The 14,140-nt window shown below is 73.9% G+C and carries 17 protein-coding genes; 7 read left to right on the top strand and 10 right to left on the bottom strand.

Features of this window, described 5'->3' with window-relative positions; translation table 11 throughout:
• The first annotated feature begins 2 nt into the window (after positions 1–2).
• Positions 3–509 carry a DUF6912 family protein gene (locus tag LEP48_RS14895; protein ID WP_225566357.1) on the top strand — a complete coding sequence of 169 codons (507 nt, stop codon included), beginning with the start codon at positions 3–5 and terminating at the stop codon, positions 507–509.
• Positions 510–573: 64 nt separating this feature from the next.
• On the opposite strand, the gene hisN is transcribed toward LEP48_RS14895, so the two are convergent.
• The 5 genes from hisN to LEP48_RS14870 all read right to left on the bottom strand — a co-directional run bounded on the left by hisN (position 574) and on the right by LEP48_RS14870 (position 4,771).
• On the bottom strand, positions 574–1,395 hold the full coding sequence (gene hisN, locus LEP48_RS14890) for a histidinol-phosphatase (RefSeq protein ID WP_225566356.1): 822 nt from the start codon (positions 1,393–1,395) through the stop codon (positions 574–576).
• 80 nt (positions 1,396–1,475) lie between these two features.
• The gene (gene rsgA / locus LEP48_RS14885; protein ID WP_225566355.1) at positions 1,476–2,555 is read right to left on the bottom strand and encodes a ribosome small subunit-dependent GTPase A; all 1,080 of its coding nucleotides are present in this window, start codon (positions 2,553–2,555) and stop codon (positions 1,476–1,478) included.
• A complete protein-coding gene (gene aroA / locus LEP48_RS14880; protein WP_225566354.1) occupies positions 2,555–3,922 on the bottom strand; it encodes a 3-phosphoshikimate 1-carboxyvinyltransferase in 1,368 nt (455 codons plus the stop codon). The genes rsgA and aroA overlap by 1 nt, the downstream gene beginning before the upstream one ends.
• A gap of 66 nt (positions 3,923–3,988) precedes the next feature.
• Complete coding sequence (locus LEP48_RS14875) at positions 3,989–4,522, bottom strand: DoxX family membrane protein (protein WP_225566353.1); 534 nt, start codon at positions 4,520–4,522, stop codon at positions 3,989–3,991.
• A gap of 108 nt (positions 4,523–4,630) precedes the next feature.
• The gene (locus LEP48_RS14870; protein WP_225566352.1) at positions 4,631–4,771 is read right to left on the bottom strand and encodes a hypothetical protein; all 141 of its coding nucleotides are present in this window, start codon (positions 4,769–4,771) and stop codon (positions 4,631–4,633) included.
• 123 nt (positions 4,772–4,894) lie between these two features.
• Here LEP48_RS14870 and LEP48_RS14865 point away from each other — a divergent pair, with 123 nt between their 5' ends.
• From LEP48_RS14865 to rsrA, 4 genes are all read left to right on the top strand, one after another.
• Positions 4,895–5,761, top strand: coding sequence for a hypothetical protein (locus LEP48_RS14865; protein WP_225566351.1), 867 nt, complete (start codon positions 4,895–4,897; stop codon positions 5,759–5,761).
• Positions 5,762–5,909: 148 nt separating this feature from the next.
• The gene (locus LEP48_RS14860; RefSeq protein WP_225566350.1) at positions 5,910–6,893 is read left to right on the top strand and encodes a helix-turn-helix domain-containing protein; all 984 of its coding nucleotides are present in this window, start codon (positions 5,910–5,912) and stop codon (positions 6,891–6,893) included.
• A gap of 18 nt (positions 6,894–6,911) precedes the next feature.
• On the top strand, positions 6,912–7,832 hold the full coding sequence (locus tag LEP48_RS14855) for a sigma-70 family RNA polymerase sigma factor (protein ID WP_304608344.1): 921 nt from the start codon (positions 6,912–6,914) through the stop codon (positions 7,830–7,832).
• Entirely contained in the window at positions 7,829–8,104 is a 276-nt protein-coding gene (rsrA, locus tag LEP48_RS14850) for a mycothiol system anti-sigma-R factor (protein WP_225566348.1), read from the top strand. Before LEP48_RS14855 ends, rsrA begins: the two co-directional genes overlap by 4 nt.
• A 145-nt stretch (positions 8,105–8,249) precedes the next feature.
• On the opposite strand, the gene LEP48_RS18950 is transcribed toward rsrA, so the two are convergent.
• Positions 8,250–8,324: a 50S ribosomal protein bL37 gene (locus tag LEP48_RS18950; RefSeq protein ID WP_375791718.1), complete on the bottom strand. Its 75-nt coding sequence runs from the start codon at positions 8,322–8,324 to the stop codon at positions 8,250–8,252.
• A 167-nt stretch (positions 8,325–8,491) separates the two neighbouring features.
• Between LEP48_RS18950 and LEP48_RS14845 the strand changes: the two genes are divergently transcribed.
• Positions 8,492–9,295 carry a DUF4097 family beta strand repeat-containing protein gene (locus tag LEP48_RS14845; RefSeq protein ID WP_225566347.1) on the top strand — a complete coding sequence of 268 codons (804 nt, stop codon included), beginning with the start codon at positions 8,492–8,494 and terminating at the stop codon, positions 9,293–9,295.
• Positions 9,296–9,331: 36 nt separating this feature from the next.
• Here the strand turns inward: LEP48_RS14845 and LEP48_RS14840 are convergent, their stop codons facing one another.
• Both LEP48_RS14840 and LEP48_RS14835 read right to left on the bottom strand, forming a co-directional pair.
• The gene (locus LEP48_RS14840) at positions 9,332–9,934 is read right to left on the bottom strand and encodes a GDSL-type esterase/lipase family protein (RefSeq protein WP_225566346.1); all 603 of its coding nucleotides are present in this window, start codon (positions 9,932–9,934) and stop codon (positions 9,332–9,334) included.
• An 87-nt stretch (positions 9,935–10,021) separates the two neighbouring features.
• Positions 10,022–10,966 carry an aldose 1-epimerase family protein gene (locus tag LEP48_RS14835; RefSeq protein WP_225566345.1) on the bottom strand — a complete coding sequence of 315 codons (945 nt, stop codon included), beginning with the start codon at positions 10,964–10,966 and terminating at the stop codon, positions 10,022–10,024.
• Between the two features lie 130 nt (positions 10,967–11,096).
• Between LEP48_RS14835 and LEP48_RS14830 the strand changes: the two genes are divergently transcribed.
• Positions 11,097–12,092, top strand: a complete 996-nt coding sequence (locus tag LEP48_RS14830; RefSeq protein ID WP_225566343.1) for an aldo/keto reductase — start codon at positions 11,097–11,099, stop codon at positions 12,090–12,092.
• A gap of 265 nt (positions 12,093–12,357) precedes the next feature.
• Here LEP48_RS14830 and LEP48_RS14825 read toward each other — a convergent pair whose 3' ends face one another.
• Complete coding sequence (locus LEP48_RS14825; RefSeq protein ID WP_225563508.1) at positions 12,358–12,525, bottom strand: methionine/alanine import family NSS transporter small subunit; 168 nt, start codon at positions 12,523–12,525, stop codon at positions 12,358–12,360.
• Positions 12,522–14,111: a sodium-dependent transporter gene (locus LEP48_RS14820; RefSeq protein ID WP_225563507.1), complete on the bottom strand. Its 1,590-nt coding sequence runs from the start codon at positions 14,109–14,111 to the stop codon at positions 12,522–12,524. Before LEP48_RS14820 ends, LEP48_RS14825 begins: the two co-directional genes overlap by 4 nt.
• Positions 14,112–14,140: the final 29 nt, after the last annotated feature.

The raw sequence follows: 14,140 nt of genomic DNA, 5'->3' as shown, positions 1-14,140 counted from the left end.
CCATGCGCATCTACGTCCCGGCCACGCTCGACGAGCTCGACCCTGCCACCGGTGCCGCGGGCCGGGTGCGCTGGGACCTCCCCGCCCGCCACGTGCACGCGGTGACCCCGGCGCTGGAGGCCTCGCTGCCGGACGACGACGCCGAGGGGCACGAGTACGCGGCGTTCCTCGCCGCGGCCGACGACGCGCTCGCGCTCGTGGCAGCGCGCCCCGGGGTGGTCCCGCTGCGGGTCGTCGTCTCGGTGGAGGTGGGCGAGCAGCTGGTCTCCGCCGTCGAGGGTGGTGTCGACGACGTCGCCGAGAGCACCGTCGCCGTGCCCGCCGTGCCGGACGTCGCGCTCGTGGCCGTGCACGTCGACGAGCCGGAGGCCGCCGCCGACGTGCGAGCGATGCTCGCCGCCGTGGACGCGGACGACGACGCGGAGCTGGACGCTGCGTTGCAGCGCGTCACCGACCGGGACCTGCTCTGGTACGACCCGACGGAGATCCGCGCCATCCCCCGCCCTTGAGCGTCCCCGCGAGATAGAGAGGTCTTCTCGCGGGGGTACCCAGGGGGCACGGGGGCGGGGGCGGTCAGCCGAGGTAGACCATGGCGGCGTCGTGCAGGTGGCCGTTGGTGGCCACGGCGTTGCCGCCCCAGGGGCCCGGAGTGCCGTCGAGGGAGGTGAAACGTCCGCCGGCCTCGGTGACGATCGGCACGAGGGCGGCCATGTCGTAGACCTCGAGCTCGGGCTCCGCGGCGATGTCCGCCGCCCCCTCGGCCACGAGCATGTACGACCAGAAGTCGCCGTACCCCCGGGTGCGCCAGCACGCCCGGGTGAGGTCGAGGAAGCCGTCGAGCTTGTCGCGCTCCTCCCAGCCGGACAGCGACGAGTAGGCGAACGAGGCGTCCGACAACGAGCCCACGGCCGACACGGACATCCGGGTCGCCGCCGCGAGGGACTTGCCGGTCCAGGCGCCCGACCCCTTCGCCGCCCACCAACGCCGGCCGAGCGCGGGCGCGGAGACGAGGCCCATGACGACCTGCTCGCCGTCGGCCAGTGCGATCAGCGTGGCCCACACGGGCACGCCGCGCACGAAGTTCTTGGTGCCGTCGATGGGGTCGACGATCCACCGGCGTGCCCCGCTGCCGGCCGCGCCGTACTCCTCGCCGACGACGGCGTCGCGGGTGCGGGCGCGGTGGAGCTGGGCGCGGATGAACTCCTCGGCCGAGCGGTCGGCGTCCGAGACCGGCGTGTCGTCGGGCTTGCGCTCCACGTGCAGGTCGAGCGCCTTGAACCGGGACATGGTGATGGCGTCCACCTGGTCGGCGATGACGTGGGCCAGGCGCAGGTCGTCCTCGTACGTGCGCGCTGGCCCGCTGGTGGGGCTGGGAGGCTGCTGGGTGTACGGCACGTCTCACACGCTAGCGGTCCGCCCGCCCGTGCGGCGGGCAGGCGCGCGGACCGAGACCCGAGCGGGCAGCCGGGCCGCGGTCACTCCGCCGCGGACCGGGCGGTGAGCAGCCGCCGGAACGACGCGAGCCGGGCGGTGCGGACCGCGCGGACCTCGTCGTCGGCCGAGCTCTCGACCCAGGCGTCCAGCGCGCAGTCGGGGGAGTCGGCCAGGTGGGTGCAGCCACGGGGGCACTCGGCGGCGACGGCGTCCAGGTCCTCGAACGCGGCCAGCAGGTTCGCCGTCTCGACGTGCGCGAGCCCGAACGACCGCACACCGGGGGTGTCGATGACCCAGCCGTCGTGGGTCACGCCGTGCCCGGAGCCCAGGGCGGGCGAAGGGTCCGGCTCGGCTGCCGGCCCGGTGGGCAGCCGCAGCGCGACCGCGGACGTCGACGTGTGCCGACCGCGTCCGGTCACGTCGTTGACCACCCCGGTGGAGCGCCGGGCGTCCGGGACGAGGGCGTTGATGAGCGTCGACTTGCCCACGCCCGAGTGCCCGACGAACACCGACGTGCGCCCGACCAGGCGCTCGCGGACCGTCTCGACGGTGGCGTCGTCGTCGGCCCGCGTGACCACGACCTCGACCCCGAGCGGCTCGTACAGCGTCCGCAGCGCGTCGGGGGAGGCGAGGTCGGCCTTCGTCAGGCACAGCAGCACGTCCATGCGGGCCTCGTAGGCGGCGACGACGCACCGGTCGATCATGCCGGTGCGGGGCTCGGGCTGGGCGAGGGCGGTGACGATGACGAGCTGGTCGGCGTTCGCGACGACGATGCGCTCGTACGGGTCGGTGTCGTCCGCGGTGCGCCGCAGCACGGAGGTGCGGTCGCCGATGCGCACGATCCGGGCGAGCGTGCCCTCGTCCCCGGTGGTGTCGCCGACGACGTCGACGCGGTCCCCGACGACGACGCGTGTGCGGGTCAGCTCCCGGGCCTTCATGGCCAGGACGCCGTGCTCGTCGGGCGTGCCGTCGTCGACGACGAGCGTGTACCGCCCGCGGTCCACCCCGGTGACCAGCCCGGTGACGGCGTCGGCGTGCTCGGGACGCTGCTTGGTGCGGGGCCGCGACCCCTTCTTCGAGGGCCGGTCGTAGCGCGCGTGCTCGTCGCGGGACCGCGCCATCAGGCGACGGCCCCCGGCCCGGCCGGGGCGCCGCCGAGCATGCGCTCCCACATCCCGTCGAAGCCGGGCAGGGTCTTGGCCGTCGTGGCGACGTCCTCGACCCGGATCCCGGGCACGCGCAGCCCCAGCAGGGCGCCGGAGGTCGCCATCCGATGGTCGGCGTAGGTGCGGAAGACGCCGCCGTGCAGGGGCCGCGGGGTGATGACCAGACCGTCGCGGGTCTCCTCGCACTGCCCGCCGAGCCGGGTGATCTCGGCCGCGAGCGCGGCCAGGCGGTCGGTCTCGTGGCCTCGCAGGTGCGCGATGCCGCGCAGCCGGGTGGGGGAGCCGGCGAGCGCGGCGAGGGCGGCGAACGTCGGCGCGAGCTCGCCCGCGGCGTGCAGGTCCACGTCGAGGCCGTGGATCTCGCCGGTGCCGGTGACCTCGAGGACGTCGCCGTCCGCGCCGGGCACGACGGCGGTGGTGGCACCCATGCGCTCGAGCAGGCCGGGCACCAGGGCCCCCGGCTGGGTGGTGGCCGCCGGCCAGCCGGGGACCCGCACGGTGCCGCCGGCCACGAGCGCCGCGGCCAGGAACGGGGCCGCGTTGGACAGGTCGGGCTCGACACGCACGTCGCGGGCGCGGATCGGGCCGGGGGCGACCTCCCAGATGCCGTCGCGCGAGTTGTCGACGCGCACGCCGACGTCGCGCAGGGTGGCCACCGTCATGTCGATGTGCGGGAGGCTCGGCAGCGTCGTCCCGATGTGACGCAGCGCCAGCCCTCGCTCGAACCGCGCGGCGGCGAGCAGCAGGCCCGAGACGAACTGGGACGACGCCGAGGCGTCGACGTCGACGGCGCCGCCCACGACGCGGCCGGTGCCGTGCACGGTGAACGGCAGGTGGGTGGGCAGCTCGGGCCCGTCGCCGGTGATCCGCACGCCGAGGCCGTGCAGCCCGGCGAGCACGGGAAGCATCGGGCGCACGCGGGCGGCCGGGTCGCCGTCGAAGCGCACGGGGCCGTCGGCGAGGGCGGCGACGGGCGGCAGGAACCGCATGACGGTCCCGGCCAGCCCGGTGTCGACCTCGACCCCGCCGCGCAGCGGTGCGGGCCGCACGTGCAGGGTGCTGGGCGAGGCGCCCTCGGAGATCTCGACCCCGAGGGTGCGCAGGGCCTCGATCATGAGGTCCGCGTCGCGCGAGCGCAGCGCGCCGTGCAGGGTGCCCGGCCCGTCGGCGAGCGCCGCGAGCACGAGCAGGCGGTTGGTCAGCGACTTGCTGCCGGGGATGTCGACCGTCGCGTCCAGGGGGCCTTCTGCGACCGGCGCGGCCCAGGCGTCGGCGACGTCGGGATCGGTCGTGGCGGAGGGCGGCGGGACGGCAGCAGTCATGGCACCGAGGCTAGTTCACGCGCGGTCGTCGGGGTCGCGCGTCTCGCCGCCGGTCTCCCGGCGGCGTCAGACGATCTTGGCGACCTTCGCACGCACCGCGGCGGCTTCCGCCTTGGTCGTGGCCTTGATGGTCTTGGCCTTGGCCTCCGCCAGGTCGGCGGCGTGGTCGCGGGCCTGCTGGACGCGGTAGGTGACGCCCGGCCGCCCCTCGAGGTCGATGCCGGCGATCACCGCGGCGCCGACCTTGCCGAGGTCCTTGACGAAGGCGGCGGTGCGCTCGTTGCGCTCGGCGCCCTTGCTGGTGAACGGCTGGTGCGCGACGGCGAGCGGGGCGGTGAGCGCGGCCAGCGCGAGGGCGGCGGTGCGTGGCGTCCGCCCGAGGGCGAGCAGCAGCCCGGCGACGGCGGTCGCGGCGCCGTGCGCGCGGACCAGCAGGCCGAGCTGCCGGTCGCTCAGCGACGGTGTGCCGACGGTCCTGGTGACGAGCATGGAAGCTTCGCGGGCGGTGTCCACGTGCTCGGCCGGATGGAGCGCCGCCTGGATCCCGTCGTAGACGAACGGGGCGGCCAGGAGGGGGCGGGCGATACGACGCAGCAGCATGGCCCCACTGTGGCAGAGCCTGCACAGGCTTGCGCGTCGACCGCAGGCGTGCGACGCAGCCGTGACCGTGACGGCCCGTGACGGCCCGTCACGGCCCGTCACGGCCGGTCACGGCGACGAGGTGCTCTCCCACCAGTCGAGGTGGGAGCGCGGGGGTCGTCGCGCACCGAGCCCGTCGCGCCGGACGACGCGCGCGAGCCCGATCAGTGTCGCCGTCATGACCAGGGTGAGGAGGATGAGGAGGGCCATGGCAGTAATGATTCGCACATCTAGATCCCGCCACCAGTGGCGGAAGTGCCATCGTCCATCGCGATCCTGCCAATGCTCGTCGTCGGTTGACGCGGCCGGCCATCGCCTGTTGCATCAAGGCGCATGACCCTGACGCAGACCTCGCGACACGCAGGGACGTCGGCGCGGGCATGGTCCGTCGGATGGCGCTCCTGCGGCTGTGCGTTCGTGCTCTCGGCGACGCTGTCCGTCCTCGTCACCCTCGCGCAGGGCGGGGCCCCCGGCACGCAGGCGGCATGGCACCTGATCGGCGTCCTCGGGGCGCGTGCGCTCCTGACGGTCGCCCTGTGCGTGCCCGCTGCCGCGCTGCTGACCGCGCTGCTCGCCCGACGCCCGGTGATCGTCCAGGTGGTCGCGTTCGCCGCCGCGGGCGCCGTGCTCGGCCGGCTGAGCGACGGCTGGGTCGGCCTGCCCGGAAGCGGCGAGCTCTGGCTGGACGCGGCGCTCGCGGCGGCGGCGGGGCGCGCGATCGTGGCGTGGCGGGACGCGCGGCGGGCTGCGGCGCAGGAGCCGGGCGGGGTGCCCCAGGCGGACCCGTCGACCGCGGACGCCGGTCAGGTCGCGGCGGCGGGCGGTGCGGTGGCGGGCGGTGCGGTGGCGGGCTCCGGCGTCGAGCAGGGGTATCGCTGGGAGTCCCCGCTGGCCTGGTTCGTGGCCACGGTCGGCATGCTGGCCTGGCCGTTGGTCTCCGGGTTCGGCGCGGTCGTCACGCTGGCGTCGTTCTTCGGCGAGCCGCCGACGGCGAGCGACCACGTGCAGGCCGCGACGTACCTCTGGACCGGCGCGGCGGTCGCCGTCGTGGCGAGCGTCGTCGTGATCCTCCTCGGGGTGCGGGTCGGCCGCCGCGGAGGACGGCTGCGCGGAGGCGTCGGCCTGGCGGTGTGGGGTTTCCTGGTCGCGGTCGTCCTGGCCGTCGCGGCGGACGGCCTCCGGGGCGGGGCGGTGTCCTGACCGCACGCCCGTGTCGCGACGGAGCACCAGCGCCCGCCGCGACGGGACGCCACCGGACGCGACGGGACGGAACGCGGCGCGACCGACGGGATTGGCGCGATGAACACCTCGCGTCGACATCCTGCCAGCGCCGTGCGACGCTGTCAGGATGATCCACAAGGTTGCGGCCGTCGTCGTGCCCGGCGCGGCACCGTTCGAGCTGGGCGTCGCCTACGAGGTGTTCGGCATCGACCGGACCGACACCGGCGGCCCCGCGTTCGAGTTCACGCTGTGCACGCCCGTGCCCGGGCCGGTGACGACCAAGGGCGGCTTCCCCGTGGTGGTGGACGCGGGCCTCGAGGCGGTCGAGGACGCCGACCTCGTCGTCGTCGTCGCGTACGGCGTGGAGGTGGACGGCGTGGAGGTGGACGGCGGCGGCGCGCCCCCCGAGATGCTGGCGGCGCTGCGTCGTGCCCACGACCGAGGGGCGTGGCTGTTCGCCATCTGCTCCGGAGCGTTCGCCCTGGCCGACGCCGGGCTGCTGGACGGCCGCCGCTGCACCACCCACTGGATGTACACCGAGCGGCTCGCGGCCAAGGTGCCCTCCGCCGTCGTCGACCCGGACGCGCTCTACGTCACCGACGGCCGGATCCTCACCAGCGCGGGCACCGCGGCCGGGATCGACGCCGCGCTGCACCTGGTGCGCGCCGAGCTCGGGGGCGACGCGGCCCGCAGCATCGCGCGGCGCATGGTCGTGCCGCCGCAGCGCGAGGGCGGACAGGCGCAGTTCGTCGTCGACCCGCTGCCCCGCCAGGGGGAGTCGCTCGCAGGGCTGCTCGCATGGATGCGCGAGCACCTCGCCGACGAGCACCCCGTACCCCGGCTGGCGCGACGGGCCGCGATGTCGGAACGCACCTTCGCGCGCCGGTTCCGGCAGGAGACCGGGACGACGCCGGGCGCCTGGCTCGCCCGGCAACGCGTCGCGCGGGCGCAGGAGCTGCTGGAGTCGTCCGACGCCCCGGTGGACGAGATCGCGCGGCTCGTCGGGTTCGGCGGCGCCGCCGTGCTGCGCCACCACTTCGCCCGCAGCCTCGGCACGAGTCCCGTGGCCTACCGGCGCCGCTTCGCCTGCGACGAGAGCGTCCCCGCCTGACGGGCGTGGGCCGCGGGAATGCGCGGGCCGCCGGTGCGGTTGCAACCGGACGTGACACGAACCCCCGACACCCTCACGGCACCCGCCGCGCAGCGCACGGCACCCGTGCGCCTGTTCGACGTGCCGCGCGGAGCGTTCGACGCCCCCGGCACCGACCGGGACGGCAGTGCGCACGGCACGTCCACCCCCTTGATCGGAGGACCAGCCTCGGTGGCTCGACTAGGCTCGATGGTAATGACCCAGAACCTGGACCCGACGGGCGGCGACGCACCGGACGGGCCCCGCGGGACCGCGCAGGACACCCCGGGGAGCTCCGAGGTGGAGATCCCCGAGGACACCGAGCGCGCGCCCGAGGGGGAGAGCCCGGCGGCCCGCGCCGCTCGCTTCGAGCGCGACGCGTTGCAGTACCTGGACCAGCTCTACTCCGCGGCGCTGCGCATGACGCGCAACCCTGCCGACGCCGAGGACCTCGTGCAGGAGACGTTCGCCAAGGCGTTCGCCGCCTTTCACCAGTACAAGCCGGGCACGAACCTCAAGGCCTGGCTCTACCGGATCCTCACGAACACGTTCATCAACACGTACCGCAAGAAGCAGCGCGAGCCGCAGCAGTCGCAGGCCGAGGACATCGAGGACTGGCAGATCGCGCGGGCCGCGTCGCACACGTCGCGCGGGCTGCGGTCCGCCGAGGCCGAGGCGCTCGACCGGCTGCCGGACTCGGACGTGAAGCGTGCACTGCAAGAGCTGCCCGACGACCGACGCATGGTCGTGTACTACGCCGACGTCGAGGGCTTCCCCTACAAGGAGATCGCGGAGATCATGGGTACGCCGATCGGGACGGTGATGTCCCGGCTGCACCGCGGACGCCGGCAGCTGCGAGAGCTGCTCGCCGACTACGCGGCGCAGCGAGGCCTGGCGGGCGCCCGTGGAGGAACGTCATGACCGAACCCATCGTCCCCATCCCGCACGAGCCTGCGGCGGGGGAGACCGAGTGCGAGCACGCCCTCGTCCACCTGAACGAGTATCTCGACTCCGAGATGACGCCGCAGGACGAGGTGCGGATGCGCGCCCACGTGGCGCACTGCGCGCCCTGCCTGGCGGAGCTGAGCGTGGAGGAGCTCGTCAAGCAGCTCGTGCGTCGCTCCTGCGCCGAGCGGGCGCCGGAGACGCTGCGGATCCGGATCCGTCAGCAGCTCACGATCATGACGACCTGACGCCGAGCCTGCACTCCGGGCTCGCCCGGACGACCTCCTCCGAGAACACCGAGGCACGCCCGAGAACGACAGAGGGCGGACCGCACCAGGTGCGGTCCGCCCTCTGTCCTGTCTGGCCCAGATGCTTCTCGGCGAGACAGAAGGCTCAGGCGTTGGGACGCTTGCCGTGGTTGGCGCCGTTGCCCTTGCGGCTACGACGCTTGCGACCGCGCTTGCTCACGGTGGTCTCCTCACGAATGGTGGACGGGGTCGCCCCATGATCCCACATCCGCGTGCCTGGACCGGAATCGCGGCCAGGGCCCGGATCAGGGGTGTCCCCGATCCGGGCGCCCCGCGGGTCTGGCAGGGTGGGAGCATCAGAGACGTCGCCGGTGAACGAGGAGTGGCATGAGCACGGAGTCCTGGGCGGTCGCCGCCCCTCAGACGATCGACATCGAGGGCGTCGCGGGCGTGACCCTGCGGCTGCAGGACGGGCGGGCCGAGGTGGTCACCGCCCCCGAGGCCACCGGCGTGCGGGTCGAGGTGCTCGAGATCGGTGCCAAGCCTCTGCAGGTGGTCCGGGACGACACCCGGCTCCGGATCGGCTACGAGAGCACCTGGTACGACTCGGCCTTCGCCCGGCTGCGAAGCCTCACCACGACCGAGCGCGCCGTCGTGCGGGTCACCGTCCCCGTGGGCACCGGCGTCGACGTCGGCACCGTGGAGGCGCACACCGACGTCACCGGCGGGCGGCAGCTGTCCGTCAAGACCGTCAGCGGCACCGTGCGCGTCACCGGCGCGGCGGGCCCGGCGACGCTGAGGTCCGTCTCCGGCGACGTCGCGGTCAGCCGGCACACCGGCGACGTGGCCGTCACGACCGTCTCCGGCGCCACGGCGCTGTCCGGTGCGCTGGCGCGCGTCTCCCTGAGCACCGTCTCCGGTCGCAGCACCGTCACCGCCGACGCCGGCGCCAGCCCGATGATCAACGGCAAGACGGTCTCCGGCGCCCTCGACGTGAAGCTGCCCGCGGGGACCGCGGTGAACGTCAAGGTGCGCGGTGCGTCCGGCCAGGTGGTCCTCGACGGGTCTGTGCTGCCCAGCAGCGGCACGACCCTCGTCGTGGACCACTCCGAGCACCCCGCAGAGGGCAGCAACGCCGCGTACCTGTCCGCGACGGTGACCAGCGCGCACGTCACCATCGACCGGCGCTGACCACCGTCCCCTGCGCTCTGGCTCGGTCCTCCGGGATCAGTCCTCGGCGGGCAGGCCGAGCCAGGCGTGCCAGCCCGTGTGCAGCACCAGCCACGCCATGAGCCCGTAGCCGGCCTGCCCGGGATACGTGGTGCCGTGGGTGGCGAGGTCGGCCAGCCACTGCTCGTGCTGGGCGAGCGGCGCGTACGTGTCGACGTACGGCACCCGTCGCCGGGCGGCGACGTCGGAGAACGCGGCGGAGAGCTCCGCGATCCGCTCGCCGTCCTCCTCCCGCCCGGGCGGCGGGCCGACGACGAACGTCGGCACCCGGCTGGACTCGGCGACGTCGAGGATGTTCGCCAGGTTCAGCCGGGACCGTGCGACGGACAGGCCGGAGCCGACGTCGTGACGCCCGAGGGCGACGACGAGCCGGTTCTCGCAGGTCGCCTCCGGACCGAAGCGGGACTCGGTCTCCGCCTGCCAGCGCGCGCCGAGCGCCGAGCTCGTCTCGCCGGGCACCGCGAGGGTGAAGGCCATCGCCGGTCGTCCGAACCTCGTGCGCGCCATGACGCGACCGGTCCAGCCCAGCGCGCGGGCGTCACCCACGCCCACGCTGAGCTCGTCACCCACGACGCAGATGCGTACCTCGGCCTGGGTCACCGATCCTTCACCGTCCTGTCCTGTGTCGCCCTTGCGCGGCCATTCTGGGGCACCCCGGCACCGTGCGGCAGGATCCCACGCCGAGCGTCACAGCAGGGTCGCGCCCCAGCGGACGGTGTGCTCGTCCCCGGGAGCGAGGCGGACGAGCCGCTCACCGGTGTTGAAGGCGTCCGCGACGCAGCTCATCGGCTCCGCCGCCAGACCGTACCGCTCGTGGCCGGCGATGTGGTCCGCCGTGCAGACCTGCCAGCAGTCCATGCTGCCGTCCATCCACACGGCCGCCGTCCGGCCGTCCGGGGCCCCGAGCCGCGCCCAGGCGAGGCCGTCCGCGTCGCGCACGGGGTCGACCCAGGCGTCGTCGAGGCCGAGGCCCGCGAGGCTGCGGGTCTCGCGCAGGTCGTAAGGCCCCGACACGGGCTCGGTCCCCGTCGGCAGCAGGCGGTCGTCGACCGTGACGTGGGTGCCGGCGTCGAGCCGTACGGTGCAGTCGTCGAGGTCGGCGCCCCCGGCCGACAGCCACGGGTGGAAGCCGACGCCGTAGGGCGCGGTCCCGGTGCCGGCGTTGCGCGTGCTCACCACGACCTCGAGGCCCGCGTCCGAGACGCGGTAGGTGACGCGGGAGACGAGCTGGAACGGCCAGCCCTTCTGCGCGGGCAGGGCGAGCTCGAGAATCACCGCGTCGGAGGCGACCTCGACCGGCGTCCAGCGGTACCAGCAGGCCAGCCCGTGCAGGGCCGTGCCGCGGGCGGGCTCGCTCACGGGGAGCTGGTAGCTCTCGCCGTCCACGGCGTAGGCGCCGTCGCGCAGCCGGTTGGGCCAGGGGAGCAGGACGGCGGCGTTGAAGACGGGTGCGGTCTCGTCCACGGCGAACGGGACGAAGACATCGCGGCCGCCCACGGAGTACTCGCGCACCATGGCACCCACCTCGGTGACCGTGGCGGCGTGCTCGCCGGAGACGATCCGGTACTGGGCGCCCGACGGTGCGGGCGTGGCGTCGTCGCCCCCGGCGACTGGAGTTGTTGCGGTGTTCACGCTCACACCGTAGTCGGCACGCCGGATGTGCGCGGCCGACGTAGCGTAGGGGGGCGCGCTTCCCGGGCACCAGCGGTCCGGAGCGGGCGCGCATCCCAGGGTGCCGGGGGTGCCCACGAACGGAGGAACGATGGAGAAGCAGGTGCTGGGCCGTACCGGCCGGATGGTGTCGGTCGTCGGCCTGGGGACGTGGCAGCTGGGGGCGGACTGGGGGGACGTCAGCGACGAGGCCGCCCGCGGGGTGCTCGAGGCTGCGCTGGAGTCCGGCGTCACGTTCTACGACACCGCCGACGTCTACGGCGACGGACGGAGCGAGCAGGCGATCGGCGCCTTCCTGGCGGACCACCAGGACGCCGGCATCACCGTGGCGACCAAGATGGGCCGCCGCATGGACCAGGTCCCCGAGAACTACGTGCTGTCGAACTTCCGCGAGTGGACGGACCGGTCGCGCCGCAACCTCGGCGTCGAGCGGCTCGACCTGGTGCAGCTCCACTGCCCGCCCACGGCGGTCTACTCCGACGACGAGGTGTACGACGCGCTCGACACCCTCGTCGCCGACGGGGTGACGGCGGCGTACGGCGTGTCCGTCGAGACGGTCGAGGAGGCGCTCACCGCGATCGCGCGCCCCGGCGTCGCGAGCGTGCAGATCATCCTCAACGCGTTCCGGCTCAAGCCGCTCGAGGAGGTGCTGCCGGCGGCGTCCGCGGCAGGCGTCGGCATCATCGCCCGCGTCCCCCTGGCCTCGGGCCTGCTCTCCGGCCGGTACACGAAGGACACGGTGTTCGGCGAGAACGACCACCGCACGTTCAACCGGGAGGGCAAGGCGTTCGACGTCGGCGAGACGTTCTCCGGCGTCCCCTTCGAGACCGGCGTGGACGCGGCGGTGCGGTTCACCGAGCTCGCCTCCTCGGCGACGGCGCAGGACCTCACCCCTGCGCAGGCGGCCATCGCCTGGGCGTGGCAGCGCCCCGGCGTCTCCACGGTGATCCCCGGTGCCCGCTCGCCCGAGCAGGCACGGCTGAACGCCGCCGCCGGGTCGGTCGAGGTGCTCGGACCGCTGTTCACCTCCGGCGTCCGCGAGATCTACGACGAGATGATCCGCGAGCACGTCCACGACCGCTGGTAGCCGGAGAAGGGTCTCACCGAGACAGAGAGCCCGGACCCGGGGGGGGTGGGGGGGGGGGGGGGGGCGCCCGGGGGGGGGGGGGGCCCCCCCCCCCCGCCCCCCCCCGGGGGGGGGGGGGGGGGGGGGGCCCCCCCCCCCCCCCGCGGGGGGGGGGGGGGGCGCCCCCCCCGGGGGGCGCCCCCCCCTCTCTATCTCGGCGGGGAGCCCTCTCTATCTCGGCGGGGAGCCCTCTCTATCTCGGCGGGGAGCCGAGGTGAGGTCCGCGTCACGTGTCGTGGACGATGACCGAGCCCTCGTCGCGGGTGTCGTCCTCGCCGCCGGGCGGCAGGTCGTCGCGCTCAGGGCGCGCCCGCAGGGCCAGGATGCTGACGACGAGGCCGCCCCACACGATGAGCAGGGCCAGGATCATGAGCAGGATCGCGGGAGTGGTCATCGCGCGGCCTCCTTCGAGGTCGTCGTCGCGGACGACGAGGGGAACGGGGGCCAGGCGACGAAGTCCTCCGGGTCCCGGCGCCAGCGCGGCAGCGAGAGGGCGATCGCGCCCACCACCAGCACCACGAGCGTGCCCCAGCCGACGTACAGGAGATAGGTCGGGTCGTAGCCCTCGTAGGGCTCCTCGACCAGGGTGATGATCCGCTCCACCAGCATGTAGGCGAGGACCGCCGGCACGATGACGCCGACGCACGCGTACCACCACCGGCCCACCTGGAACGTGGAGATCGCGTTGACGTGGTACCGCAGCTCCGGTCCGCGGCGCAGCGCCCAGACGATGAAGACGCACATGAGCACGGCCGACGCCACGATGCCGATGTTGTTGGACCAGTTGTCGATCGTGTCGAGCGCGAACAGGCCGGTCGTGGTCGAGAAGCCGACCACCGACAGCACGGCGCAGACCACGCCGATCCACAGTGCCGCCGTCTGACGGCGCAGCGCGAACTTCTCCTGGAAGGACGCGGAGACCACCTGCAGGATCGAGATCAGCGACGTGAACCCGGCCATCGCGAGCGAGCCGAAGAACAGCGCGCCGAACAGAGGCCCGGCCGGCATCTGCGAGACGACGGCGGGGAACGTCACGAACGACAGGATCGGGCCGGAGATCCCCTCCAGGTCGCCGACGGCGACGCCCTGCTCGTGGGCCAGGAAGCCGAGCGCGGAGAACACGCCGATGCCGGCGAGCAGCTCGAACCCCGAGTTCGAGAACGCCACCACGAGACCGGGGGACGTGAGGTTCGCCCGCCGCTTCCGGTAGGAGGCGTACGTGATCATGATGCCGAACGCCACGGACAGCGAGAAGAAGATCTGGCTGTAGGCCGCGATCCAGACGTTCGGGTCGCCGAGGGCGGTCCAGTTCGGCGTGAAGAACTCGTTGAGGCCGTCGACCGCGCCGTCCAGGAAGAGCGAGCGCACCACGAGGATGCCGAACGCGACGACCAGCAGCGGGAGGAAGACGACGTTCGCGCGCTGGATGCCCTTGGCGACGCCCGCGACGAGCACCACGATCGCGGCGAGCCACACCAGCACCAGCGGGATCAGCACCGCCGGCACGAAGTCGAGGGTGAACCAGGCCCCGCCGTTCGCCGTGTCGGAGAGCTGCAGGTAGTCGCCCGTGAAGAAGCCCGCGGTGTCGTCGCCCCACGAGAGGTCGAACGAGTAGACGAAGTAGCTCAGCGCCCACCCGATGATCGCGGCGTAGTAGATGGCGATGACGAAGCAGATCATCACCTGGAACCAGCCGAGCGTCTCGAGCCACCGCTTGACGCGGCGGAAGACCGTGGGCGGGCCGCCCCGGAACCGGTGCCCCAGCGCGTAGTCCAGGAAGAGGATCGGGATGCCCGCGGTCAGCAGCGCGATGACGTACGGGATGAGGAACGCCCCACCGCCGTTCTCGTACGCGACGCCCGGGAAACGCCAGATGTTGCCGAGCCCGACGGCCGAGCCGATCGCGGACAGGATGAAGCCGACCTGCCCGCTGAACTGCTCCCGTGGGGGATGGTTGCCTGATGTGGTTGGTGCGCTCACAGGTGACGAACCTCCATGGTGATCACCGC

The sequence above is a fragment of the Isoptericola luteus genome, from assembly GCF_020297055.1.
GTDB classification, from domain to species: Bacteria; Actinomycetota; Actinomycetes; order Actinomycetales; family Cellulomonadaceae; genus Isoptericola; species Isoptericola luteus.
This window is presented reverse-complemented; position numbering and strand designations above follow the sequence as displayed.

Coding starts and splice junctions, on each gene's coding strand:
- LEP48_RS14870 (WP_225566352.1), bottom strand. CDS start 4,771: ATGGCCCTCCTCATCCTCCTCACCCTGGTCATGACGGCGACACTGATC.
- LEP48_RS14845 (WP_225566347.1), top strand. CDS start 8,492: ATGAGCACGGAGTCCTGGGCGGTCGCCGCCCCTCAGACGATCGACATC.
- LEP48_RS14875 (WP_225566353.1), bottom strand. CDS start 4,522: ATGCTGCTGCGTCGTATCGCCCGCCCCCTCCTGGCCGCCCCGTTCGTC.
- LEP48_RS14860 (WP_225566350.1), top strand. CDS start 5,910: ATGATCCACAAGGTTGCGGCCGTCGTCGTGCCCGGCGCGGCACCGTTC.
- LEP48_RS14865 (WP_225566351.1), top strand. CDS start 4,895: ATGACCCTGACGCAGACCTCGCGACACGCAGGGACGTCGGCGCGGGCA.
- rsgA (WP_225566355.1), bottom strand. CDS start 2,555: ATGGCGCGGTCCCGCGACGAGCACGCGCGCTACGACCGGCCCTCGAAG.
- LEP48_RS14825 (WP_225563508.1), bottom strand. CDS start 12,525: ATGACCACTCCCGCGATCCTGCTCATGATCCTGGCCCTGCTCATCGTG.
- LEP48_RS14895 (WP_225566357.1), top strand. CDS start 3: ATGCGCATCTACGTCCCGGCCACGCTCGACGAGCTCGACCCTGCCACC.
- aroA (WP_225566354.1), bottom strand. CDS start 3,922: ATGACTGCTGCCGTCCCGCCGCCCTCCGCCACGACCGATCCCGACGTC.
- LEP48_RS14830 (WP_225566343.1), top strand. CDS start 11,097: ATGGAGAAGCAGGTGCTGGGCCGTACCGGCCGGATGGTGTCGGTCGTC.
- rsrA (WP_225566348.1), top strand. CDS start 7,829: ATGACCGAACCCATCGTCCCCATCCCGCACGAGCCTGCGGCGGGGGAG.
- LEP48_RS14855 (WP_304608344.1), top strand. CDS start 6,912: ATGCGCGGGCCGCCGGTGCGGTTGCAACCGGACGTGACACGAACCCCC.